The sequence below is a fragment of the Mesorhizobium tianshanense genome (assembly GCF_007830515.1).
Classification (GTDB): Bacteria; Pseudomonadota; Alphaproteobacteria; order Rhizobiales; family Rhizobiaceae; genus Mesorhizobium; species Mesorhizobium tianshanense.
In genome coordinates this window covers 49,256-72,810 of record NZ_VLKT01000040.1, presented here as the reverse complement: position 1 = coordinate 72,810, position 23,555 = coordinate 49,256, and the positions used below count along the sequence as shown (strand labels likewise).

Here is a 23,555-nt window from a genome sequence, read left to right as displayed (position 1 = left end):
GAGTCGATGCGCTCGACTTCCCGCGCCACCAGCCCATAGGTGACGTAGTTGGCGCCGAGCCCGCCATATTCCTCGGGGATGGTGATACCGAGCAGCCCGGCCTCGCCCATCTCGCGGAAGATCCCGGCATCGGTCTTTTCCTCGAGATAGGCTTCCTCGATCCTGGGGGCGAGCTTGTCGGCCGCGAACGCCGCTGCCCCATCCCGCACCATCCGCTCGTCTTCCGAAAGCTGGCCCTCGATCAGGAAAGGATCGTCCCAGATGAATGCGTTCTTGTCGGCGGCCATGGCCTCGGTCTCCACAACAAAATCTTGAAGTGCCGGGCTTATCGGCTTCCAGCTCGAAAAAATCAAACGAAATTGCTTCACCGATCAATGAGCGTTAGTAATGGGTCATGAGCGTTCAGCGCCGCCTTTTACCCGGTATCAGTGCCCTCGCCGCCTTCGAGGCGGTGGCCCGGCTGGGCAGCTTTACCGCCGCCGCGCAGGAACTCGACTTGACCCAGGGCGCCGTCAGCCGGCAGATCAGGGTTTTGGAGGACCAGTTCGGCCGCCGCCTGTTCGAGCGCGACAGCCGCAATGTCAGGCTGTCGGTGGCAGGTGAGGTCTATGCTGAAGCGGTGCGCGCCGCCTTGGGTCAATTGCGCGACGCAGCCCTTGGATTGATGAGCAATCGGCATAGTGGCATCTTGAACCTTGCGATCCTGCCGACCTTCGGCACCCGCTGGCTGATGCCGCTCATCCCGGATTTCGTCGAAAACAACCCCGACATCACCATCAACTTCGTCACCCGCATCGGCCGCTTCGACTTCGCTCGCGAAAGGCTCGACGCCGCCATCCATTTCGGCCTGCCCGACTGGCCGGACGCCGACTCGACGCTGCTGGTCCGCGAAGAGGTGGCGCCTGTCGTCTCGCCCGAATTTCTGGCCGGCCGCGCCATTGCCACGCCTGCCGATCTCGGTCGCTTGCCACTGCTGCATATGGCGACGCGCCCTGGCGCATGGACCGAGTGGTTCGAGCATCAGGGTTTGAGCGCGCCGACCGGGCCGGGCATGCAGTTCGAGCAATTCGGCACCGCCGCCCAGGCCTGCATGGCTGGGCTCGGCGTGGCGCTGCTGCCGCAGGTCCTCATATCAGGCGAATTGCAGCGCGGCCAGCTCGTGCCGGCGCCGGGCCGGCCAATGCAGAGTCGCAGCGCCTATTATCTTGTCGTGCCGCACGACAAGCGCGGCCATCCGCCGGTCGCCTCCTTTCGCGACTGGTTGCTCGGCCATGTACCAGCGGAGAAATAGCTACTTCCTCTTCAACGCATCGGCCAATGCGGCACCGAATGCGCCCTGTTGCGCCGGCCGCTCCGGCTGGCGTTGCGGTGCAGGAGATCGCGGCACCGATCTGCCGCCATTGTCGCGCGGCTTCGAAGCACCGCCGTCACCATCCTTGCGCATCGAAAGGCCGATGCGCTTGCGCTTGATGTCGACGTCAACGACACGCACCTTCACCACATCACCGGCTTTCACCACCTCATGCGCGTCCTTGACGAAACGGTCTGCAAGTTGCGAGACGTGTACCAACCCGTCCTGATGCACGCCGATATCGACGAAGGCGCCGAAGGCCGCGACATTGGTGACGGTGCCTTCCAGGAGCATGCCGGGCTTCAAATCCTTGATGTCGTCGACACCGTCGGCGAAGGTCGCCGTCTTGAAGCCGGGACGCGGATCGCGGCCGGGCTTTTCCAACTCCGCCAGAATGTCACGTACGGTCGGCAGGCCGAAGCGGTCGTCAACGAAGACGCGCGGATCGAGCGCCTTGAGAGTGGCACTGTCGCCCATCAGCGAGCGGACGTCGCGCCCGCAGGCGGCGACGATCTTCTTCGCCACGCCATAGGCTTCCGGATGCACGGCCGAGGCATCGAGCGGTTCGGTGCCGTTGGCAATACGCAGGAAGCCGGCGCATTGCTCGAACGCGCGGGGTCCAAGGCGGGAGACCTTCAACAGGTCACGACGGCTGGCGAAGGGGCCGGTCGCATCGCGATGCGCGATAACAGCCTCGGCCAGCGAGGCGCCAAGACCCGAAACCCGCGCCAGAAGCGGCGCCGAGGCGGTGTTGAGATCGACGCCGACGGCATTGACCGCGTCCTCGACCACAGCTTCCAGCGAGCGGCCGAGCCGGTACTGGTCGACATCGTGCTGATACTGGCCGACGCCGATCGACTTCGGCTCGATCTTGACCAGTTCGGCGAGCGGGTCCTGCAGCCGTCGCGCGATCGACACCGCGCCGCGCAGAGACACGTCGAGGCCGGGGAATTCCGCCGCCGCCGTTGCCGAGGCGGAATAGACCGAGGCGCCCGCCTCGCTGACGATAACCTTGAGCGGCTTCGGCCCGGACTCGGCAGGCATTTCAGACAGCATGTCCGCCACCAGCCTTTCCGTCTCGCGGCTGCCGGTGCCGTTGCCGATGGAAATGAGCTCGACCTTGTGCAGGCGGATGAGCTTCGCCAGTTCGGCTTGCGCGCCACGCACATCTTTCCTTGGCGGAAACGGATAGACCGTCGTCGTCGCCAGCAGCTTGCCGGTGCCGTCCACGACCGCCACCTTGACACCGGTGCGGATGCCTGGATCGAGACCCATCGTGGCGCGCGAGCCGGCGGGTGCTGCAAGCAGCAAATCCCTAAGATTGCGGGCAAAGACATGGATCGCTTCCTCCTCGGCCCGCTCGCGCAGATCCCGCATCAGATCGAGCGTCAAGTGCAGCGACAACTTTATGCGCCAGGTCCAGCCCGCCACCTCCATCAGCCAGCGGTCGCCCGGCAATTGGCGGCCGATGGCGTAGGCATCGGCAATCATCCGTTCGACCGGCTTCACCGGGGACGCATCGTCGGCATCGACCTCGATGTCGAGCGACAGCACCTCTTCGTTGCGGCCGCGCAGCATGGCCAGCGCGCGATGGCTCGGCACATTCGACCAGCGCTCGACGTGGTCGAAATAGTCTGAGAATTTCGCGCCGGCCTCCTGCTTGCCGTCGACGACGCGTGACCGCATGAAGGCGCGCTCCTTCATATACGCCCGCAGTCTGCCGACCAGGTCGGCATTCTCGGCGAACCGTTCGGATACGATGTCGCGCGCACCTTCCAGCGCCGCCTTGGCGTCGGCTACCTCCTCGCCGACATAGGCCAGCGCCAATTTGCCAGGCACCGCCGCACGGTCGGCAAGGATGGCCTCCGCCAGCGGTCCCAGCCCGCGCTCGCGGGCGATCTCGGCCTTGGTCCGGCGCTTCGGTTTATAGGGGAGATAGATGTCTTCGAGTTCCGCCTTGGTGGCAGCCTCAGCGATCTTGGTCTCAAGCTCTTCGGTCAGCTTGCCCTGCTCGCGGATCGAACCAAGGATGGTGCCGCGGCGCGCGTCGAGCTCGCGCAGATAGGCGAGCCGCTCGGCCAGCAGGCGCAGCTGCGTGTCGTCCAGACCCCCGGTGACCTCCTTGCGGTAGCGCGCCACGAACGGCACCGTTGCGCCTTCGTCCAGCAGCCCGATCGCAGCCGCGGCCTGTTCGGGCCGGGCAGCGATCTCGGTTGCTATGATTGCTGCGATGCGCTTGATGTCGGATGCCATGTCGTTCCTGCCGTCCTGTCGAAAAGAGCCGCGACCATAGGCGCAGAGCGTCGCCCCGCCAACCGCGGCGTTTTCGATCACCCTGACGGGTCCACAGGAAAGCTGCGGCGCTACGGCTGCCCGGATCGGCTCAGACCATTCGGCTCAGTGCCTCGAAGAAAGCGACCATATCGACATCGAGCGGCTCGTCGACTGGCTCCGGCTGCGACGACATCTTCGCGATGACAACCTCCGCCTTCGGATTGACGTAGAGCCACTGGCCGTGAATGCCGATACCGCAGAAGACGCCGCTTGCCGCGCCCGTCTGGTACCATTTGTTGCGGTAGCGGCCTTGCGGAAAGAGGAACGCCATCGTGCCGCGCTGCCAGGCCTCGGTGTCTCCGCCTGTGCCGGTCGTGTCGCGCACCCAGGCTTCCGGCACGATGCGGCGGCCGTCGGCCATGCCGCCTTGCCGCATCATCTCGCCAACGCGCGCCAGATCGCGCGGCGTTACCGAAATGCCGCCGGCCGCGCGTGCTGTGCCTGCCATGTCGACTGTCACCGAGGCTTCGCTGGCCGCGCCGAGCGGCAGCCACAATTTCTCGCGCATCAGATCGGCGAAGCGCTGGCCGGACGCACGCTCAAGCAGGATGCCAAGCAGGTCGGAATTGGGCGAGCGATAGCGGAACGTCTGGCCATGCGGCTCGGCAAGGCGCTGCAGGGTCAGGATGAAGCCGGCCAGGCTTTCGCTGCCGCCGCCTGGGTTCCACAGCGTCGCGCGGCGATAGCGGGCAAAAGCGCTCTCCGGATCGAGATAGGCCTCTTCGAAGTCGAGGCTGACGGTCATGTCGAGCACATGCCGCACGCTGGCATCGCCATAGGCCGAGCCGGCGGCTTCCGACAGATAGCGGGTTATCGGAACTTCGGGATCGAAACCGCCCTCGCCCTCCAATATGCCGGCAAGAATGGCGGTCAGCGACTTGCTGATCGAGAAGATGATGTGGCGCGCACCGAAATCCATATGGGGAGCGAACCAGTCGCCGACGAGCTTGCCGCCCTTCATGATCGTCAGCCCGTCGGTATCGGAACGTGTGAGAAGGGCCGCAACGGTCTCTGGGCCGCCAGCCAGAGTGACTCTCTCGCCGAGCAGCCCATCAAGAGCCCGCGCTGGCGCCTCACCGCTGGCTGGCGCTGCGGCCACGCGTGCGCTCGGCACCAGCTCGCCGACATTCTGGAACGACCACCGGCTGAACGGGCTTTCGCGCCAGTTGCCGAGCAGCACCTGGTTGCGCGCAAAGCCATATCTGGTCTCGAACGCGGTCTTGCCGGTCATGGCGTTTCCTTCCGATCTTTTTTTGAAATTCAAGCCAGCGCGGCGGCGATGGCGTGCACGGCTTTCATCGTCGCCTTGGAATAGGCGATGTTGGTGAAATCCGGGTAGCTCGAAAGCTTAACCACGACCATTCTCGTGTTCCAGTCGATATGGATGAGCTGCCCGAACACGCCCCGGCACATCAGCGCGCGCGAACGCGGGTCCTCGATCCAGAACTGGTTGCGGTAGCTGCCTTCCGGCAGGCTGGGATTGAACCCCGGTCCATGCCTGCCGTTACGCGTCGTTTCGATCCAGTCGGCCGGCACCACGCCGCCACCATTGTCGAGGATCAGTTGGCCGAAACGGCCATAGTCGCGCAGCGTGGCGTTGAAGCCGCCATCGGCGACGGCGTAGCCGGCGCTGTCGACGGTGAAGCAGGCGCTTTCATCCGCCCCGAGCTTTTGCCAGAGTTCTTCCGAAACCAATTGCGCCAGCCGCTTGCCGGTGACCCGCTCCATGATGAAGGCAAGCACGTCGGTCTCGATCGAGCGGTATTCGAACGCGGCGCCATGCGGTCGGCTTGTCTCCTTGAGGCCCAGGATCAGCTCGAACATATGCGACGGCCACTCGAAGGCCGGATCGCTGCCCGGCGGCACCGGTTTCCAGCCTAAGGCGACATCGACCTGACCGATGTCTGAATAGGGGTCGGTATATTCCTCGGAGAAGCGCACCCCCGTCGTCATGTCCAGCACATGCTGCACGCTGGCGCCCGCCCAACCGGTGGCCTCGAGCTCCGGCAGATAGGTCGTCACCGGCAGCGTCGGATCGATCAGGCCGCGCCCGACCAATATGCCGAACACCGACGCGGTGACGGATTTCGCCATCGACTGCGACAGATGCAGCGTGCGGTCGGTCATGCCGTTGAAATAGCGCTCGACGGCGACCTTGCCGTCCTTGAGCACGAGAAACCCGTCCGTATAGGTTTCGTCGAGCAGCTCGGCCAGCGTCGTAGGCTGACCCTTGCTGTCGCTCACCGGCAACGCATCGAGATCGACTTCGGCTCGCTCGAACCGGCGGCGATGGCCATTGCCGCGCCAGACTTCGACGGTCGGCAGAAATTCCCGGATGTGCTGGAACGCCCAGCGGTTCCAGGGTCCCCTGTCCCAATCGAGCTTCGGCGGCACCATCAACGGCGGCGAGCCTTGCATGATCGGCGGCGCCGGTTCGCTGTTGCGGTAGGAAGTCATTGCATACTCCGGGAAGTCTCGTCCCGCGGTCTCCCGACGGCTTTTGCTTTCAATGCGGTCGTGCCGTCCGTCATAGTTTCGGCCGGCGCGCCTTTTCTCCGTACCAGCCACCGACTGCTTTTTCGTAGGCCATGCCGGCGCGGAACACATCTTCGTCGCTGTAGGTGCGGCCGACGATCTGGATGCCGGTCGGCACGCCGTTCTTCGCGTGGCCGGATGGAACCGACAGCACCGGGCAGCGGCTCATCGTGTTGAACGGCGTCGTCATCACCCAGCCGAGCGAGGGATTCACAATCTTGCCGTTGATCCTGATCTCGTCCTTCGACTGGTCATGGTCGGCCGGCACCGACGGCAACGCCGTGGTCGGGCAGATCAGCACGTTGTATTCTTCGAGCAGCGGCCCAAGCGTCATGTACATGCGTCCGGCTACTTCCAGGCTGCCGACGAAATCGGTCGCCTTGGAACCCGCTCCTTCCTCGGCGAATTTACGGGCGTAGGTCGTCATCTCGTCGGCGTGGTCGGGCAGCAGCTTCGACAGGAACGCACCGAACAAGTGGTTCAGATAGGCGAGCCCGGCCTCCAGCACCTCCGGTCCCCAGCCGAGGTCGACCTCCTCGACCTCGGCGCCCAATGAACGAAACACATCGAGCGCTTTCTTCGTGTTCTTGACCACTTCTGGATCGACTTCGAAGCCGCCGAGACCCATTGAATAGCCGATCTTCCAGCCCTTGATCGGCTTGAACCTGGTCGGCAGCGTCAGCTTCGGCCGAAGCGAAGCTATGTCCAGCGGGCTGGGACCGGTCATGACGTTCTGCAGCAGGATCGCGTCCTCCACCGTGCGTGCCAGCGGCCCGGTGTGGCAGTAGAAGTCGAGGTTGAAGGGAGGGTCGTCCGGATTGCGGCCATAGGGCGGCTTGTAGCCGACGACGCCGCAGGCCGATGCCGGAATGCGGATCGAACCGCCGATATCGGAGCCGGTGGCGATAGACGAGGTGCCGGAGGCGAGCGAGGCGCCCGAGCCGCCAGACGAGCCGCCGGGCGTGAACTTGGTGTTCCACGGATTGCGGGTGACGCCCCACAGCCTCGACCAGGTATAAGCCGCGCAGGAAAATTCCGGCGTCGCCGTGCGTGCATGGACGATGCCGCCAGCCTCCATGATGCGTTCGTTCATGGTCGAGGTGGCGTCGGCGACGAAATCCCGGGTGATCAGCGAGCCGCCGGTGGTCGGCTTGCCCTTGATGTAGCTTTCGTCCTTGATGCCGACCGGCAGTCCCTCGAGCGCTCCTGTCTTCCTGCCCTTGGCGTATTTCGCCTCGGCTTTTTTCGCCAGCGCCATCGCCTCGTCGAAATGGGTGTTGGTGAAGGCGTTGACCTTGTCCTTCGTCGCCTCGGCGCGCGCAATGACCGCTTCCATCAACTCGATCGGTGAGAGCTTTTTTGCCCGGAAGCGCTTCAGCGCCTCGCTTGCCGGCATATAGCAGAGATCGAGGTCGGACATGGCAGGCGGACTCCAGGCGCGTCAGGCGCCGGCCCGACGTCGGTTCTTGTCGAAGGCATTCCCTTGATGGATTCAAGCAAGACCCGGCAGCCTTGGCTGCCGGGTCCAAGGTAGGGTGATTACTTCTGCAGTTCGGTCCAGATCCTGGTGTAGAGCGCCTGCACGTCGGGCGCGCAGCTCAACATGAACTTGCCCTTGTCAGCGAACTCGGCGGGGATATTGACCTCCGGCGCCGTCTTCATGTCCTCAGGCATGAAGGCTTCCGATCCCTTGATGCCGTTGGCGTAGCGCGCGAAAGACGAGATCAGCGCCGCGTTCTCTGGATCCATGATGAAGTTCTGGAACAGCTTGGCGTTTTCGACGTTCTTGGCGTCCTTCAGCACCGCGAGATTGTCCATCCAGATCGGATAGCCTTCCTTCGGATAGCCATAGACCATGTCCTTGTTCTGCAGGCGGGCGCGGAAGGACGCGCCGTTCCAGTCGACGCTAGCTGCGAAGTCGCCCTTGGCGAACTTCTCGACCGTGCCGTAGTCCATGGAGATCCATTTCGGCTTTGCCGCCACCAGCGCATCGCGCACCTTCTTCAGCACTTCCTTGTCGCCGGTGCAGGGCTCGCCGCCGACATATCTGATGGCAAGATGCATGATGTCGGCCATTTCAGGCACGACATTGACCTTGCCGACCAGTTCCGGCGGCGGATCCATGAAGATGGCGGAAGTGTTGGGATCGCCCTTGTAGACCGAGCTGTTGACCGTCACGCCGGTCGTGCCCCACTGCCACGGCACTGTGTATTTGCGGCCTGGGTCGAAGGGAACGTCGACCCATTTCGGGTCCATGTTCTTGAAGTTCTCCATCTTGCTGGGCTCTGTCTCCAAGAGCAGACCTTCCTGGATCCAGATCGGCACGAAGCTCGCCGAAGGCACCACGATGTCGAAGCCGCTGCCGCCCTGCCTGATCTTGGCGAGCGCCGTGTCGTTGGAATCGTAGTCGGTGACTGTCACCTTGACCTTGTATTTTTCCTCGAATTTCTTGATGAGGTCGGGGCTGGTGTAGTTGCCCCAATTGTAGATGTTGAGTTCGCCGTCGGCGCGGGCGAGACCCGCCGAGGCGAACAGCGCGGCGCTGAGCGCCGTCGCAGTCAGTTTCCAATTCATCGTTCTCTCCTGTCACTCCTGATCTTTTTTCCTGCTGATGAAAAAGAAGACGGTGACGATCAATATCGAGATCAGCAGGAACACCGTCGAAATCGCGTTGATTTCCGGCGTGATAAAGCGCCGGAACTGGCCGAGCATGTAAGTCGGCAACGTGTCTTGGCCGCCGGACTTGACGAACTCCGTGATGACGACGTCGTCCAGCGAGATGACGAAGGCCAGCATCAGCCCGGCAAGGATGCCTGGCCAGAGCAGCGGAAAGGTGACGCGCCGAAAAGCCTTCCAGGGCGTCGCGTAGAGGTCGGCCGCAGCGACCTCCAACGTCAGATCCATGTTCTCGAGCCGCGCCCGGATCGGCAGATAGGCAAAGGGAATGCAAAAGGCCGTATGCGCGACCATCAGGTAGCCCAGCCCCGAATAGCCGGTCCAGATCTTGATGCGCGAGAAGAAGATCAGCAGCGCCACCGCGGTGACGATTTCCGGCACCATCAGCGGTTGGTTGATGAAGGCGTATTTGAAGCCGAGGCCGGGATATGGCTTCGTCCGGGTCGTGGCAAGCGCGGCCATGGTGGCGACGATGGTCGAAACGACCGCCGCGACGGAACTGATCTGCAGCGATCGGATAGAGGCGTCGACGACTTGGTTGTTGTTCCAGGCCTGGTAGAACCAGCGCAGCGACACACCTTCCCAGATCGCGATCGAACTGCCGGCGTTAAAGGCATAGACGACAAGCGTGACGATCGGCAGGTACAGCGCGAAAAAGCAGATCATCGCGATGGTTGCGAAGCCGGTCTGCCGGCGGATATCGAAGCGGCTAGCCATGCGTGCCGCCCTGACGCCCGGCGGAGCGGACATAGAAGAGCAGCGCGACCATCACGATCGCCATCAGCGAGATCGACAGCGCCGAGCCGAGCGGCCAGTTACGGCCTTGCCCGAACTGCAGCTCGATGAGATTGCCAAGCATCATATTCTTCGTCCCGCCGAGCACGCGCGGGGTGACATAGGCGCCCAGCGCCGGGATGAAGACGAGGATCGAGCCGGCGACGATGCCAGGCTTGACCAGCGGAATGATGACTCGCCTCAGCACCTGGAACCGGTTGGCGTAGAGGTCGTAACCCGCCTCGACCAACCGGAAGTCGATCTTCTCCATGCTGGCATAGAGCGGCAGCACCATCAGCGGCAGATAGACATACGTCATGCCGACCATCAGCGCGAAATCGGTGAACATCATCTGGATCGGCTGGCTGATGATGCCGAGCTTGATGAGCACCGTGTTGACGATGCCCTCGTTGCGGATCACCTCCTGGATGGCGAAGGTGCGGATCAGCAGATTGGTCCAGAAGGGGATGGTGATCAGGAACAGCCAGATGTCGCGCTGCCGCGCCGGCCGGGTGGCGATGAAATAGGCGGTCGGGAAGCCAAAGAGCAGCGTGAAGATCGTCGTCAGAAACGACAGTTTGGCCGAGCGCCAGAAGATCGACAGATGCGCGTCCGCGAAGGCGAGCGTGTCGTCAAAGATGTCGCGCTGCATGACCACCGACAGCCAGCCGTCCGTGGAGAATTTCCACACCACGTCGCCATAGGGCCCCGGCGTCAGGAACGAGTAGATCACGACGATCAGCAGCGGGCCGGTGGCCGCCAGCAAGATGATGATCAGTGCCGGCGCCGACAGAAGCCAGCGACCGCGGATCTCACGCCGTTCGGCTTGCTTGGCGACTTCTTCCGCGCTCGCCATCAGTCCCTCAGTATTTGTGCGGCGTCGTTGCCGATCGAAATGCCGACTTTGTCTCCCAACTCGAAACCGCAGCCGGCGCTGCGCGTGTTCTGCTGGCGCACGGTGAAGGCCTCGCTGCTGTCCAGACGAACATGAATATGCGTGTCGGTACCGAAATAGACGATGTTCTCGACCGTTCCCGACAGGTCGCCCTTGCCGCTGGTCAGCTTGGCATGCTCCGGTCTGACCACCACTGTGGCGATATCCTTCGGCTGGAAGCCCTCAGCCACGGTCGCGTCGATCGTCACGCCGGACTTTAGCGTTGCGCGTGCCTTGCCGTTGCCCATGCCGGTGATGGCTGCGGTCAGGAAATTGGTTTCGCCGATGAAGTCGGCGACGAAGCGCTCCGCCGGCTTGTCATAGATGTCCCAGGGCGAGCCGACCTGCAGGATCTTGCCCGACGACATCACCGCGATGCGGTCCGACATGGTCAGCGCTTCTTCCTGGTCGTGGGTGACGAAGATGAAGGTGATGCCGGTCTCGTGCTGCAGCCGCTTCAGTTCGATCTGCATCTCCTTGCGCAGCTTGAAGTCGAGCGCCGACAGCGGCTCGTCGAGCAACAGCACTTTCGGCTGCGGCGCCAGTGCCCGCGCCAGTGCCACGCGCTGTTGCTGGCCGCCGGAAATCTGGCTGGTGCGGCGGTTGCTGAGCGCCTCCATCTTGACCAGCTTCAGCATCTCGGCGACCCGCGCCTTCACTTCGGTCTTGGGCTTGCCAAGCATTTCGAGGCCGAAGCCGATGTTCTCGGCCACCGTCATATGCGGGAACAGCGCATAGTTCTGGAACACGGTGTTGACCGGCCGCTTGAACGGCGGCAGCGGTGCGATGTCCTGGCCATGCAGCAGGATCTCGCCGGCGCTCGGAAAGTCGAAGCCGGCGATCAGCCGCAGAAGCGTCGTCTTTCCGCAGCCGGACGGACCAAGCAGCGTGAAGAACTCATTTTCGCGGATCGACACCGAGACCGTGTCGAGAGCGGCAACCTGTGACTCCCCGGTACCGAATACCTTGCGGACGCCACGAACTTCAATTGCATTTCTACCCGGTTGTTCCGGCACGATTACCCCATTTTCTTGTGTCCGCTCTTCATGGCGGATCCAGTTCCCACTCGATTGTCAGCACACGGCGTGTGGCTTGGCAAGTATACATCTGAATCCCGATTCAGAACGCAATTCCCTTGCCACCGTCATGCCTGATAGGTGACCTTGCCGCCGCAGATCGTCGTCACCGGCCGCACCGTGTGCAGCGCTTCCGGCGCGGTCGCCTCGATATCGGCTGAGAGCACCACGAGATCGGCCATGAAGCCGGTCTTCAGGCGGCCTTTGCGATGTTCCATGAACTCGGCATAGGCGCCTTCCACCGTGTAGCCACCGAGCGATTCATGCAGCGAGAAGCTCTGGTCGGGATCGCTGTCTGCCCATGGTTTGCGCAGCACTGCCGCCTGAATGCCCAGGATCGGATCGATCGGTGACACCGGCCAGTCGGAGGCGAAGACGACGCGCGCGCCGGCATTCTTCAGCGTCCGCCACGCATAGCTCAGCGGCCAGCGGGCGGGTCCGATGCGCGACACCGTCGGCTCCAGCGGCAAGCCCATGCTGCCCGGCGGATGCGGCGGCTGCATCGAGGCAATGACGCCAAGCTTTGCGAAGCGCGGCACGTCGGCGGCGGTGACCACCTCGATATGCTCGACCCGATGCCGGCTGTCGCGCCTGCCGTTTTGTTTCTGCGCCGCCTCGTAGCCGTCGAGGACAGCGCGCACGGCGCCGTCGCCGATCGAGTGCACCGCCATCTGCAGCCCGCGCCGGTCGACGGCCACCGCAAGGTCGATGAACTGCTGCGGTGTGAAAAGCGGCTCGCCCAACCAATCGCGACGATCCGCATAAGGCTCGACCATCACCGCCGTCCATGAATCGAGCACGCCATCGTAGAACACCTTGACCATGCCCGATGACAGCCATTCGCCATTGTAGCGCTCAGCCATCGTCGACGCCTTGTCGAGCATGTCGAGCGTCATGAAATTCTTGTAGTGGAACGGCACCTGCACCCGGCAGAGCAATCCGCCTTCGGCCTCGATCTCGGACAGGAGTTCGAGCTGGTGCAGATTGCCGTCCATGTTGTGGATCGATGTGATGCCGTGCCTGGCACACCATTCCAGTCCGCGGCGCATGATCGCCCGGTCGGAAGCCTGCTGCGCCGGCGTCGGCTTCGGATCCGGCTCGCCGCCGGTGGCCAGGCCGAGCCGCACGCGACCCTCGCCGGCCAGCGCGATCAGCGGCCCAAAAGCCTCGCCCTCGCGCAATTCGCCGCTGGCCAGCCCATCGGCGCCCATGACGATCTCATTGCCCGGGCCAAGCTGCTTGCCCTTGAGCAGGCCGGCCATTTCCAGCGCCTTGGTGTTGGCCCACATCGTGTGGTGGTCCGGCGCCGCCATGACGAAGGGCCGGTCCGGCAGGATGCGGTCCAGGTGGTGGCGGCTGACCCGCTCGGCCGCCGACAGGATGGTGTAGTCGGCGCCTTGCGCCTGCAGAACGGGCAGATCCGGGCGCTTTGCGGCATAATGGCGCACGGCGTCGCAAAGCGCCTCAAAACCGTGGACGCCCATCAGCTGGAGATGATCGAGCTCGGCCGCGCCGGCGAAAAGATGCATATGCGCTTCGATGAAGCCGGGCACCACGGAGCCGCGCCCAGCGTCGATGACGCGCGTGCCGGGACCTTTGTGCTCCAGCACTGTTGCGCGATCTGCGATCGCAATGATCTCACCACCCTTGACGGCTATGGCTTCGGCGCGGGGCGTATCGGGATCCATCGTCAATATGCTGGCGTTCTCGACGATCAGATCGGCCGATAGCGGCATAATTTTCTCCCGTTTGAGCTTAGGCTAGCAGAGTATTGGCGTCTGGCAAGCCGTCTGCTGCCACCTGGAACAACACTCTGGAATGCCCCTTGGCGGCGCTGAAACTCTCTGCCACAAAGCAGTCTATCAATGACAGATGCGCAACTCGAAGAGCGAGCCGGCCCCAAAAAATGAAGACTGTTTTCTCTCCTCTCCACGCCGGCCATGCCGGCAATTTCGAGCTCATTTCAGGCGCCATAGTTCCGGCCTTCGAGAAGCCCTCGCGCGCCGAGTTCATCAAGGCGAGGGTGGAGAGCGAAAAGCTCGGCCCGATCCTGCCACCAGAGACCCACGATCTCGCTGCCGCCAGGAAAGTGCATGCCAGCGACTACATCGATTTCCTGCCGACCGTGTGGCCGCTCTGGGAGGCGTCCGGACGGACGGGTTCGGCCCTCCCCTTCACCTGGCCGACGCGCGGCCTGCGCGGCGATGTGCGCCCCAGAACCATCGATGCGCTGCTTGGTTTTTACTCCTTCGACGGCGGCGCCACCTTCGTCAAAGGCACCTGGGAGGCGATCAAGTCGTCCTATGACGTGGCGCTGACCGCGGCCGCCCTGGTCAAGGGCGGCGAGACGTCCGCCTTCGCGCTCTGCCGCCCGCCCGGCCATCACGCCGGCGCCGCCTTCATGGGCGGCTATTGCTACATCAACAACGCCGCCGTCGCCGCGCGGTGGTTCCGCGACCAGGGCGCCAAACGCGTCTCGATCCTCGATGTCGACTACCATCACGGCAACGGCACGCAGGAGATCTTCTACAGCCGCGACGACGTGCAGGTGCTGAACCTGCACGGCGACCCGATGACCGAATATCCGTTCTTCCTCGGCCATGCCGACGAGCGCGGCGCCGGGCCGGGCCAAGGCTTCAACCTCAACTATCCGATGCCGTTCGGCACCACATGGGACGCCTGGAATGCCTCGCTGGAAGACGCCTGCGTGAAACTTGCGGCTTACGCCCCCGATGTCGTCGTCGTCTCGCTCGGCGTCGACACGTTCGAGAAGGACCCGATCAGCCAGTTCAAGCTGAAAAGCGCCGATTATCCCAAGATCGGCCGCCGCATCGCCAAGCTCGGCCTGCCGACGCTGTTCGTCATGGAAGGCGGCTATGCCGTCGAAGAGATCGGCGTCAACGCCGTCGGCGTCCTGACCGGATTCGAGGATCGGTAGGAGGCAGCCAACCGAACCGGTCAGGGATCGCCGACAGACGGTCTTTGGAGGCGACCCATACCGCAGGTAAGGCGCAGGCTGACGTGGAGTCGGCCGCAGCAATACGGCTTTGCGATGTGCAGGAGATTATCGCCCGGGCATATTTTTGCCTCCGCTATCCTGTTGTTGGACCATGATCTTTTTCGAAAAGGCCTTCGCCCTTAGCGATGTGATGTTCTACTTTGAAGGAACGGTATGAGGGACCGATTCACTGGAAGAAGACAGCTTTTGAAGGCGGGGAAGCATCCATGATCGACGACGAGCCGGACAGCGAACGCGTCTCGGCGCTGGCGCCGTTCCGGCACGGCATCTTCCGCGCCGTATGGTCCGCCAGTCTGGTGTCGAATTTCGGCGGCCTGATCCAGGGCGTCGGCGCAGCCTGGATGATGACGACGATTGCCACCTCGTCCTATCAGGTTGCGCTGGTCCAGGCCTCGACCACCTTGCCGATCATGCTGTTTGCGCTCGTCGCCGGCGCCATCGCCGACAGCTTCAACCGGCGCAAGGTCATGCTGATTGCCCAGACCTTCATGCTGGTCGTCTCGGTTCTGCTGACCGTCTTCACCTACCTTGGCCTGATAACGCCCTGGACGTTGCTCGCCTTCACCTTCCTGATCGACAGCGGCACGGCGCTCAACAACCCGTCATGGCAGGCCTCTGTCGGCGACATGGTGCCGCGTGCCAAGCTGCCGGCTGCCGTCGCGCTCAACTCCTTGGGCTTCAACCTGACGCGCAGCGTCGGCCCGGCGATCGGCGGCATCATCGTTGCCGCCGCGGGTGCTGCGGCGGCCTTTGCCGCCAACGCGCTGAGCTATGTCGGGCTCATCATCGTGCTGGCTCGCTGGAAGCCGGACCTGCCGGCCTCGACGCTGCCGCGCGAGACGCTGGGCGCGGCGATGGGCGCCGGCCTGCGCTACGTCGCCATGTCGCCCAACATCGGCAAGGTGCTGGTCAGGGGCGCGGCCTTCGGCTTCAGCGCCGGCGCGGTTCTGGCGCTGTTGCCGCTGGTGGCGCGCGACGTCGTCAGAGGCGATGCCTTGACCTACGGCGTCATGCTCGGCGCTTTTGGCATCGGCGCCGTCGGCGGCGCGCTGATCAGCGTCCGGCTGAGGCAGATGCTGTCCAGCGAGACGATGGTGCGCATGGCCTTCGCCGGCTTCGCGCTCTGCGCCTTCAATGCCGCCGTCAGCGACCACGCCTGGCAGACGTCGCTCGGGCTGCTCATCGGCGGCGCCTGCTGGGTGATCGCACTGTCGCATTTCAACGTCACGGTGCAGATGTCGACGCCGCGCTGGGTCGTCGGCCGGGTGCTCTCGGTCTATCAGACGGCGACCTTCGGCGGCATCGCGCTCGGCAGCTGGATCTGGGGTGTCGTCGCCGATGCGCATGGCGCCGAACTCGCGCTGATCGCGGCCAGTGTCGCGATGCTGGCGGGCGGCGCGATCGGCCTCTTGCTGCCCTTGCCGCAGCAGGCGGTGCTCAACCTCGATCCGCTGAACCGCTTTAAGGAGCCGCATCTCGGCCTCGACCTCAAGCTGCGCAGCGGCCCCATCGCCATCATGATCGAGTACATCATCCGTGAGGAGGACGTGCCCGAATTCCTCGCCACCATGGCCGAACGCGGCCGCATCCGTCGCCGCGACGGCGCCCGCAACTGGACGCTGGCGCGCGATCTCGAAAATCCCGCAATATGGATCGAGCACTATCACACGCCGACATGGCTCGAATACATCCGCCACAACAAGCGGGCCACCCATGCCGACGCCGTCATCGGCGAGCGTATACGGGCGCTACACAGCGGCGACGAGCCGCCCCGCGTCCGCCGCATGATCGAGCGCCCGACCACCGCCGGCACGGCGATCGTCATGCCGAAAGGACCGATCGAACATTAGGCAGTAGTCTGCCGTCCTACCCCTCGCCCGACAAATCCCGCCGCGCCTTGTCGAGCTCCTCGGCGTAGCGCCGCATCAGATGGCCTTCGGTCAGAAGCCCGACGACGACGCGGTTCGTGAAATCCTCCACGACCGCCAGTTCCTCGGCGCCGGCGCGCTGAAAGGTCTCGGCCGCGGACTGAACGTTCATGGTCGGTACCAGAACGGCGTCCTTGAACCTGGCCAGCGACACCACCGGCGTCTCGCCGTCGGACAGATCGCTGTGCAACTCCACGACGATCAGCACGCCCATATAGTGCCGGTCGGCATCCACCGCGACGACGCGCTGGGCCGAACCGAGCGGCACTTCCTGGCGAAAGGCCGCAAGCGTTTTCGAGGCATCGATGGTGCGGACGTCCTTTCGCATCATGCTTCCGACCGTCAGGCTGCGCATCCAGCCGACATCATGCGCGCTGCGGATCGTCTCGCCGCGCAGATGGAAACGCCATGTCGAGAAGGAATAGCCGAAGGTTTCGCGCACCAGGATCGCCGCCATGATCGAGGCCGCCAGCACCACTCCGGTGAGTGTCAGGTCACGGGTCGATTCCAGCGCCAGGAACGTCATCGTCAGCGGGCCGCCGACGACGCCGACGGCCAGCGACGTCATGCCGACGACAGCCGCGACCGCGGAATCGATGCCGGTCGCCGGCGAGACGAAAGCCATGATTTCGGCGAACATCTTGCCGAGCAGAGCACCGAGGAACAGCGAGGCGAAGAACAATCCACCGCGAAAGCCGGAGCCCAGCGAGATTGCCGACGCGGCGAGCTTGAGCACGAAAACGCTGGCCACCACGGCGAGCCCGTAATTCATCGCGAATTCGCGATGCAGCGCGCCGTGGCCGCTGGACAGGACCTGCGGCGTGATCAGCCCCAAGAGCCCGACGATGCAGCCGCCGATGAAGGGGCGCAGCGAGGCATCGACCGCAAGCCGTGCGAAACCGCGCTCGACCAGGCTCACCAGATGCATGACGGCAATGGAAGCGCCGCCACCCAACAGCCCGAGCAGCAGGAACGGCAAATACTGGCTGAGGGTGAGCTCCGGCAGACCGGAGAGCTCCAACGGAAACGGAACGCCGCCGAAGACCTCGGCGGTCAACGAGGCGCAGATCGCGGCGGCCATGACTGGCGCGACATTGGCGACCGAGTAGATGCCGATGACCAGTTCGAAACCATAGAAGGCACCGGTCAGCGGCGCGTCGAAGGCGGCGGCGATCGCGCCGGCTGCGCCGCAGCCGACCAGGATGCGGACATCGTTGCGGCGCAGCCTGAAGAAGCGCGCCAGCCGCGATGCCAGGCCGGAACCGACTTGCGTGTAGCCGGCCTCCAGCCCGACCGAAGCACCGAAGCCGCTCGAGATCATCGTCTGCCCGGCAATGATGAAGGTGTCGGTCAGCGACATGCGCCCGCCATAGAGCGCATTGGCTTCGATCGGATCGACCGGGGTGCGGAACTTGCGCACTCTCAGCCAGATCACCGTCAGCCCGAGCAGGATGCCGCCGATCGCCGGTATCAGCGCCTGCACCGGTTTCTCCAGCGAAAACATCGCTGAAAGTCGCCCGCCGGGCTGAACGTCGAATAGTAGTTCGTGCAGGTACAACACCAGCTCGCTCATTCCCGTGACCAGCACGCCCGCCATCACCCCGACCACGCCGGCCAGAACGACGACGACGATGCCGCGCGCCTCAAGCAGCGGCAGCGATCGGATCAGCACCGCGCGCAGCCGGCGGGCATAGACTTGTGGTTCGTTTTTGGAAAGCACCGGAGCGGCTCGCCGATATTCAAAGGGGGGTGGTGCCTGATACGCCCGGCGACATCGCATGGCAACCGCGATGCCGGCCCCGGCAGCAAGTGTGGAAAGCACGGCTTCGATGCGGCGATAAGACCGTCTTCGTCACGTCGAACCGCGTTGACGTAAACGTCAACCCAAAGCTATATGCGCCCAGCGCCAATGCGCGACAAACGCAACGAGACGAGGAGAACGGCATGAGCGTTCAGGAAATTGCCGACAAGATCAGATCGCGCGTGGCGAGTGCCGGGTTCGATCGTTCCGTGAAATTCGATACCGGCGCTGACGGCGTCATCGTCATCGATGGCGCAACTATCTCGACCGACGACGCGCCGGCCGACTGCACCATAAAGCTTTCGCTCGACGATCTGGATTCGCTGATATCAGGCGAGCTCAACCCGACCATGGCGTTCATGACCGGCAAGATAAAGGTCGAGGGCGACATGAGCGTCGCCATGGCGCTGAGCCAATTGATCGGCTGAGCCGCTCACCGATGAAAGCAGAACGCCGCCCGATAGGCGGCGTTTTTGCATTTATTCTTCAAGCGGCGAAAGTCAGAGCCACCGGCGCCTTCTGCTTGCGCCCCGCGGCCTTCAGCGTACCCTGGGCGCCGCTCAGCGCGCCGTCCACCAGTTCCAGCGCCAGCAGGCGGTGCCGCTCATAGGGCCCCGGCATGGAGAGGGCGCCGGTCTTGGCGGCCGAGAACCCGAAACGCCCATAGTAAGGGGCGTCGCCGACGAGCAGGATCGCGGCGTGGCCGAGACGCGCGGCTTCAGTGACCGCATGGCGCATCAGCGCCGAGCCGATGCCGGCATTCTTGATTGTGGGGTCGACGGCGAGCGGGCCAAGCAGAAGGGCTGCCCGACCGCCCTCGCCCAGCACGACATCCCACAGCCGCACGGTGCCTGTAACAGTGCCCGATGCATCGCGTGCGACAAAGGCCAGGCCTTCCGAAGGCCGGCGGCCGCGCCGCAGCTTTTCCGATGATTTTTTCCGGCGGCTCAAGCCCATCGCACGGTCGAGCAAAGCTTCGCGCGCCGGAACGTCGGCAGCGGTTTCGGCGACGATGATGAAAGCGCCGGCAATCTCCCCCCTTGAGGGGGAGATGTCGCCGAAGGCGACAGAGGGGGTCGCCGCGCATGAAGCGCCGGCCCCATACAGACCAAGAAAGGTCGAGCCAGCCGAACTGACCCCCTCTGGCCTGCCGGCCATCTCCCCCTCAAGGGGGGAGATCGGCCAATCGCGCTGCGCAGCGCCTTCAACAATGAAATCTGCAATTTCCATTTCCGTAATCCCTGGCGAGCGGAGATCTGTTCCACAGGCGAGCCGGAGCGGGCGATCTCTTCGCCCGCCTCGGGTGATCTGAGCAACTCTTACGAGCCGTCAGATCACGTAGGATCGGAGAGGCTCGAAGCCGTTGAAGGCAACCGAGGCGTAGGTCGTCGTGTAGGCGCCGGTGCCCTCGATCAGCACCTCGTCGCCGATGGTCAGCGACAAGGGCAGCGGATACGGCGTCTTCTCGTACATCACGTCGGCCGAATCGCAGGTCGGGCCGGCGAGCACGCAAGGCGCGGTCTCGGTGCCGTCATGCGCGGTCACGAGCGGGTAGCGGATCGCCTCGTCCATCGTCTCGGCGAGACCGCCGAACTTGCCGATGTCGAGGAACACCCAACGCACATTGTCGTTGTCGGCCTTCTTCGAGATCAGCACGACTTCCGACTTGATGACGCCGGCATTGCCGACCATGCCGCGGCCCGGCTCGATGATGGTTTCCGGGATGGCATTGCCGAAATGCTTGCGCAGCGCCGTGAAGATCGCCTGGCCATAGGCCTGCGCCACCGGCACATCCTTGAGGTAACGGGTCGGGAAGCCGCCGCCCATATTGACCATCTTCAGGACGATGCCTTCTTCGGCGAGCGTCGAAAACACCTTTTTGGCATCGCCGAGCGCACGGTCCCAGGCGGCGAGGTCGGTCTGCTGCGAGCCGACATGGAACGACACGCCATGCGCGTCGAGGCCGAGCGTCCTGGCGTGGCGCAGCACGTCGACCGCCATCGCCGGCACGCAGCCGAACTTGCGCGACAGCGGCCACTCGGCGCCTTCGCCGTCGGTCAGCACGCGGCAGAACACACGGGCGCCGGGTGCTGCGCGGGCGATCTTCTCGACCTCCTCGACGCAGTCCACCGCAAACAGCCGGATGCCGAGCTGATAGGCGCGCTGGATGTCGCGCTCCTTCTTGATGGTGTTGCCGAAGGAGATGCGGTCCGCCGGCGCACCGGCGTCCATCGCCATCTCGACTTCGGCAACGGAAGCGGTGTCGAAGGACGAGCCCATCGCAGCAAGGAGGCGCAGGATTTCCGGCGCCGGGTTTGCCTTCACCGCATAGTAGATCTTCGAATCGGGAAGCGCCTTCTCGAAGGCACGGAAATTGTCGCGCACGACATCGAGGTCGACGACGAGGCAAGGGCCGTTCGGACGTCGGGTGGCGAGGAAGTCAAGGATGCGCTGGGTAGCCATCGGGGTCTCTCCATCAGCGCCGTTCGGCGCGCACAAAGGCTGCGGGACGCGGGCTGTCGGCCTCGCGAACACGCGGTGGACAAAGGCGGGACGTCAAATCCATGGAACCAGCCGGTGGAGACCCCGGAACCATGAAGCGCCGTCTCGCGGCGGTGAACCTTGGCCTTGCCCGGCCTCGGTTCGCTTTGTCTGCCTTGGCTTGGATGGGAAACCCGTCCGCACTGCCGGCAATGAAGGTGTGCCTCTTCAGTAACCCCGGTCTTTGGACGACCGGCAGAACACCAGAAAGGCCCGCACCGTCGTTGCTTCAAGGTGTCCTCGGTCTGGCGGTTGGCCGCTAAACCGACTGGAGGGGTTGGCTCCAGTTACCTTACCGATTGCCCTCACCATTCGAGGATCGGCGGACACCCACAGGCACGTGCGACTTTGGGCAAGCGCGATATAAGAGCGAAGGATTTCACAATCAATAAAAATCGTATGCCAGGTTGTAAAATTTCCAGCGGCGAACAATGTTGGACAGACTGTATCCGGATATCGAACGCATGACAGGCACTCGCGGCCCTCTGAACGCTTTTCTCGACCTCGACCAGATTCCCGTCGCCAGCGCGCAATCCGGCCCGCTTGCCGGCTTGCGGCTGGCCGTCAAGGATATTTACGACGTTGCCGGCTATCGCACCGGTTGCGGCAATCCGCAGAAGTATCGGGAGGCTTCGCCCGCCGCGGCGACCGCGCCGGCGATCCAGGCGCTGCTTGATTCGGGCGCGCGCTTCGTCGGCAAGACGCAGACCGACGAGTTGGCCTTCTCCCTGATGGGGCTGAACGCGCATTTCCCGTCGCCGGTCAATCCGGCAGCACCCGACCGCATCACCGGCGGCTCGTCATCCGGATCCGCCGCCGCGGTCGCCGGCCGGCTCGCCGATATCGCCATCGGATCCGACACCGGCGGCTCCATTCGCGCGCCTGCGAGTTTCTGTGGTCTGATCGGCCTCAGGATCACGCACGGGCGCATTTCGCTCGACGGCACCATGCCGCTCGCCCCCTCCCTCGACACGTTCGGGTGGTTTGCCAAGGACATGGCCACCTACGACAAGGTCGGCGCGGTGTTGCTCGGCGACGATCTCCATCGCCACGAATTGCAGCGTCCTCTCACCCTGGATGCGCTGGACGGGCTCATGCTCGGCCCGCAGGAAGCCGATGAATATCGCGGCATGGTCCGCCATGTCTCTTCGGTAATGGGCACACCACGGACCAGCGCGCAGCTCTCGCATTCCACCGACGATCTCTACTGGTGTTTCCGCAAGCTGCAGGGGTACGAGGCCTGGCAAAGCCATGGCGCCTGGATCTCGCAGAGCGACCGGATGCTAGGCCCCGGCGTCAAGGATCGCTTCGAGCATGGCGCGACCATCGACGCGGCAACCGCGCAACATGAAAGGGAACGTCGCGTTTCGTTTCGTCTTGAACTTGCCGACCTGCTTGGCGAGGACGGCGTCCTTGTGCTGCCGACCGTTCCGGGTGCCGCCCCGCTCAAGGCCGATTCCTTCGACGATTTGCAGACGTATCGCGAACGCGCGCTGAGACTGCTGTGTCTTTCCGGCCTGTCCGGCTTTCCGCAGATCACGCTGCCGCTGGGCCAGGTCGACGGTGCCCCCTTCGGCCTTTCGCTGCTTGGACCGAAGAACAGCGACCGGCAACTGATGGCGCTTGCCGCGCGCATCCTTGCGACCCATCAAAAAAGGACCGCATGACATGGACACACTGACCCGCATGCGCGCCTTCATCGACGTGGTCGAGGCCGAAGGTTTTTCAGCAGCGGCGCGCAAGATCGGCCGCTCCAAGGCGCTGCTGTCGAAATATGTGCGCGAGTTGGAGGACGAGCTCGGCGCGCTGCTGCTCAACCGCACCACGCGGCAGTTTTCGATGACAGAGGCCGGCCACACCTATTACCGGCGCGCCTCGGAAATCGTGCGCGAGGTCGACAGCCTGGCCGATGCCGTGCGTGAATCCTCTGGCGACGTGCGCGGCAGGATCAAGCTTTCGGCGCCGCGCACCTTCGCTGACGCACCGATCGGACAATCGCTGATCGATTTCGCCAAGCAGCATCCCGACATCGTGCTCGACATTCGTCTCGACGATCGCTTCGTCGACCTGGTCGAGGAAGGTTTCGATCTCGCCGTGCGCATTTCGCGGCTGGAAAACTCCTCGCTGATCGCCAGGCGTCTGGCGCCGTTTTCGGTGCGGCTCTGCGCATCTCCCGAACTGATCGCGAAACATGGCATGCCGGTGCGGCCGCAGGACCTTAGCCGCGTTCCCTGCATCATCGACACCAATGGCCGCTGGCTGACCAACTGGCCATTCAAGGGCGACAGCGGCGATACGGTGAGCGTCTCGGTCTCCGGTCCGATCGAGGTCAACAGTCCGATGGCCGCAAGGGCCGCCGCCGTGGCCGGATTGGGATTTTCGATCCTGCCGGATTTCATCGCCGCGCCCGACATCGAAACCGGCCGGCTGGTGACCGCGCTGGATGACCGCATCCTGCCGGGTGGCGGCATCTTCGCCGTCTATCCGCACCGGCGCTATTTGCCCGCGAAGGTTCGCGTCTTTGTCGATTTCCTGGTGCAGTGGTTCAAGACGACCGACAGCGCATGAGCCTTCTGTCGTCTATCG

At 64.0% G+C, this 23,555-nt stretch carries 19 protein-coding genes; 6 read left to right on the top strand and 13 right to left on the bottom strand.

Translation table 11 applies throughout. From position 1 onward, the window contains the following. The coding region (locus tag IQ26_RS27125) for an acyl-CoA dehydrogenase family protein (RefSeq protein WP_208760222.1) at positions 1-287 on the bottom strand (287 nt) is incomplete at its 3' end. 107 nt (positions 288-394) lie between these two features. On the opposite strand from IQ26_RS27125, the gene IQ26_RS27120 reads away from it, so the two are divergent. After that, positions 395-1,291, top strand: coding sequence for a LysR family transcriptional regulator (locus IQ26_RS27120; protein ID WP_145721449.1), 897 nt, complete (start codon positions 395-397; stop codon positions 1,289-1,291). Here IQ26_RS27120 and IQ26_RS27115 read toward each other — a convergent pair whose 3' ends face one another. The 9 genes from IQ26_RS27115 to IQ26_RS27075 form a co-directional block, all read right to left on the bottom strand. After that, the gene (locus IQ26_RS27115; RefSeq protein WP_145721453.1) at positions 1,292-3,604 is read right to left on the bottom strand and encodes a Tex family protein; all 2,313 of its coding nucleotides are present in this window, start codon (positions 3,602-3,604) and stop codon (positions 1,292-1,294) included. A gap of 130 nt (positions 3,605-3,734) precedes the next feature. Further along, the gene (locus IQ26_RS27110; RefSeq protein WP_145721448.1) at positions 3,735-4,916 is read right to left on the bottom strand and encodes a serine hydrolase domain-containing protein; all 1,182 of its coding nucleotides are present in this window, start codon (positions 4,914-4,916) and stop codon (positions 3,735-3,737) included. A gap of 29 nt (positions 4,917-4,945) precedes the next feature. After that, the gene (locus tag IQ26_RS27105; RefSeq protein WP_145721447.1) at positions 4,946-6,142 is read right to left on the bottom strand and encodes a serine hydrolase domain-containing protein; all 1,197 of its coding nucleotides are present in this window, start codon (positions 6,140-6,142) and stop codon (positions 4,946-4,948) included. A 70-nt stretch (positions 6,143-6,212) separates the two neighbouring features. Continuing rightward, positions 6,213-7,640, bottom strand: a complete 1,428-nt coding sequence (locus tag IQ26_RS27100; RefSeq protein ID WP_145721446.1) for an amidase — start codon at positions 7,638-7,640, stop codon at positions 6,213-6,215. A 119-nt stretch (positions 7,641-7,759) separates the two neighbouring features. Continuing rightward, positions 7,760-8,794, bottom strand: coding sequence for an ABC transporter substrate-binding protein (locus IQ26_RS27095; protein WP_145721445.1), 1,035 nt, complete (start codon positions 8,792-8,794; stop codon positions 7,760-7,762). A 12-nt stretch (positions 8,795-8,806) separates the two neighbouring features. Then, entirely contained in the window at positions 8,807-9,613 is an 807-nt protein-coding gene (locus IQ26_RS27090; protein ID WP_145721444.1) for an ABC transporter permease, read from the bottom strand. Next, positions 9,606-10,526: an ABC transporter permease gene (locus tag IQ26_RS27085; protein ID WP_145721443.1), complete on the bottom strand. Its 921-nt coding sequence runs from the start codon at positions 10,524-10,526 to the stop codon at positions 9,606-9,608. Before IQ26_RS27085 ends, IQ26_RS27090 begins: the two co-directional genes overlap by 8 nt. Continuing rightward, the gene (locus tag IQ26_RS27080; protein ID WP_145721442.1) at positions 10,526-11,620 is read right to left on the bottom strand and encodes an ABC transporter ATP-binding protein; all 1,095 of its coding nucleotides are present in this window, start codon (positions 11,618-11,620) and stop codon (positions 10,526-10,528) included. Before IQ26_RS27080 ends, IQ26_RS27085 begins: the two co-directional genes overlap by 1 nt. A gap of 128 nt (positions 11,621-11,748) precedes the next feature. Continuing rightward, a complete protein-coding gene (locus tag IQ26_RS27075) occupies positions 11,749-13,416 on the bottom strand; it encodes an amidohydrolase (protein WP_145721441.1) in 1,668 nt (555 codons plus the stop codon). 170 nt (positions 13,417-13,586) lie between these two features. On the opposite strand from IQ26_RS27075, the gene IQ26_RS27070 reads away from it, so the two are divergent. Together IQ26_RS27070 and IQ26_RS27065 are read left to right on the top strand one after the other, a co-directional pair. Beyond that, the gene (locus IQ26_RS27070; RefSeq protein ID WP_145721440.1) at positions 13,587-14,618 is read left to right on the top strand and encodes a histone deacetylase family protein; all 1,032 of its coding nucleotides are present in this window, start codon (positions 13,587-13,589) and stop codon (positions 14,616-14,618) included. A 287-nt stretch (positions 14,619-14,905) separates the two neighbouring features. Further along, positions 14,906-16,549 (top strand): MFS transporter, encoded by a 1,644-nt coding sequence (locus IQ26_RS27065; RefSeq protein WP_145721439.1) that lies wholly within the window; start codon positions 14,906-14,908, stop codon positions 16,547-16,549. 16 nt (positions 16,550-16,565) lie between these two features. Here the strand turns inward: IQ26_RS27065 and IQ26_RS27060 are convergent, their stop codons facing one another. Next, positions 16,566-18,347 (bottom strand): chloride channel protein, encoded by a 1,782-nt coding sequence (locus IQ26_RS27060; protein WP_145721438.1) that lies wholly within the window; start codon positions 18,345-18,347, stop codon positions 16,566-16,568. Positions 18,348-18,571: 224 nt separating this feature from the next. Between IQ26_RS27060 and IQ26_RS41610 the strand changes: the two genes are divergently transcribed. After that, a complete protein-coding gene (locus tag IQ26_RS41610) occupies positions 18,572-18,856 on the top strand; it encodes an SCP2 sterol-binding domain-containing protein (protein WP_145721437.1) in 285 nt (94 codons plus the stop codon). A 58-nt stretch (positions 18,857-18,914) separates the two neighbouring features. Here the strand turns inward: IQ26_RS41610 and IQ26_RS27050 are convergent, their stop codons facing one another. Further along, positions 18,915-19,481: a GNAT family N-acetyltransferase gene (locus IQ26_RS27050; protein WP_240547252.1), complete on the bottom strand. Its 567-nt coding sequence runs from the start codon at positions 19,479-19,481 to the stop codon at positions 18,915-18,917. 276 nt (positions 19,482-19,757) lie between these two features. Next, complete coding sequence (gene odc2 / locus IQ26_RS27045; RefSeq protein ID WP_145721436.1) at positions 19,758-20,891, bottom strand: ornithine/lysine decarboxylase; 1,134 nt, start codon at positions 20,889-20,891, stop codon at positions 19,758-19,760. A 542-nt stretch (positions 20,892-21,433) separates the two neighbouring features. On the opposite strand from odc2, the gene IQ26_RS27040 reads away from it, so the two are divergent. Both IQ26_RS27040 and IQ26_RS27035 read left to right on the top strand, forming a co-directional pair. Further along, the gene (locus tag IQ26_RS27040) at positions 21,434-22,636 is read left to right on the top strand and encodes an amidase (protein ID WP_145721435.1); all 1,203 of its coding nucleotides are present in this window, start codon (positions 21,434-21,436) and stop codon (positions 22,634-22,636) included. Between the two features lies 1 nt (position 22,637). Further along, positions 22,638-23,537 (top strand): LysR family transcriptional regulator, encoded by a 900-nt coding sequence (locus IQ26_RS27035; RefSeq protein WP_145721434.1) that lies wholly within the window; start codon positions 22,638-22,640, stop codon positions 23,535-23,537. Positions 23,538-23,555: the final 18 nt, after the last annotated feature.

Coding starts and splice junctions, on each gene's coding strand:
- IQ26_RS27120 (WP_145721449.1), top strand. CDS start 395: ATGAGCGTTCAGCGCCGCCTTTTACCCGGTATCAGTGCCCTCGCCGCC.
- IQ26_RS27115 (WP_145721453.1), bottom strand. CDS start 3,604: ATGGCATCCGACATCAAGCGCATCGCAGCAATCATAGCAACCGAGATC.
- IQ26_RS27110 (WP_145721448.1), bottom strand. CDS start 4,916: ATGACCGGCAAGACCGCGTTCGAGACCAGATATGGCTTTGCGCGCAAC.
- IQ26_RS27105 (WP_145721447.1), bottom strand. CDS start 6,142: ATGACTTCCTACCGCAACAGCGAACCGGCGCCGCCGATCATGCAAGGC.
- IQ26_RS27100 (WP_145721446.1), bottom strand. CDS start 7,640: ATGTCCGACCTCGATCTCTGCTATATGCCGGCAAGCGAGGCGCTGAAG.
- IQ26_RS27095 (WP_145721445.1), bottom strand. CDS start 8,794: ATGAATTGGAAACTGACTGCGACGGCGCTCAGCGCCGCGCTGTTCGCC.
- IQ26_RS27090 (WP_145721444.1), bottom strand. CDS start 9,613: ATGGCTAGCCGCTTCGATATCCGCCGGCAGACCGGCTTCGCAACCATC.
- IQ26_RS27085 (WP_145721443.1), bottom strand. CDS start 10,526: ATGGCGAGCGCGGAAGAAGTCGCCAAGCAAGCCGAACGGCGTGAGATC.
- IQ26_RS27075 (WP_145721441.1), bottom strand. CDS start 13,416: ATGCCGCTATCGGCCGATCTGATCGTCGAGAACGCCAGCATATTGACG.
- IQ26_RS27070 (WP_145721440.1), top strand. CDS start 13,587: ATGAAGACTGTTTTCTCTCCTCTCCACGCCGGCCATGCCGGCAATTTC.
- IQ26_RS27065 (WP_145721439.1), top strand. CDS start 14,906: ATGATCGACGACGAGCCGGACAGCGAACGCGTCTCGGCGCTGGCGCCG.
- IQ26_RS41610 (WP_145721437.1), top strand. CDS start 18,572: ATGAGCGTTCAGGAAATTGCCGACAAGATCAGATCGCGCGTGGCGAGT.
- odc2 (WP_145721436.1), bottom strand. CDS start 20,891: ATGGCTACCCAGCGCATCCTTGACTTCCTCGCCACCCGACGTCCGAAC.
- IQ26_RS27040 (WP_145721435.1), top strand. CDS start 21,434: ATGACAGGCACTCGCGGCCCTCTGAACGCTTTTCTCGACCTCGACCAG.
- IQ26_RS27035 (WP_145721434.1), top strand. CDS start 22,638: ATGGACACACTGACCCGCATGCGCGCCTTCATCGACGTGGTCGAGGCC.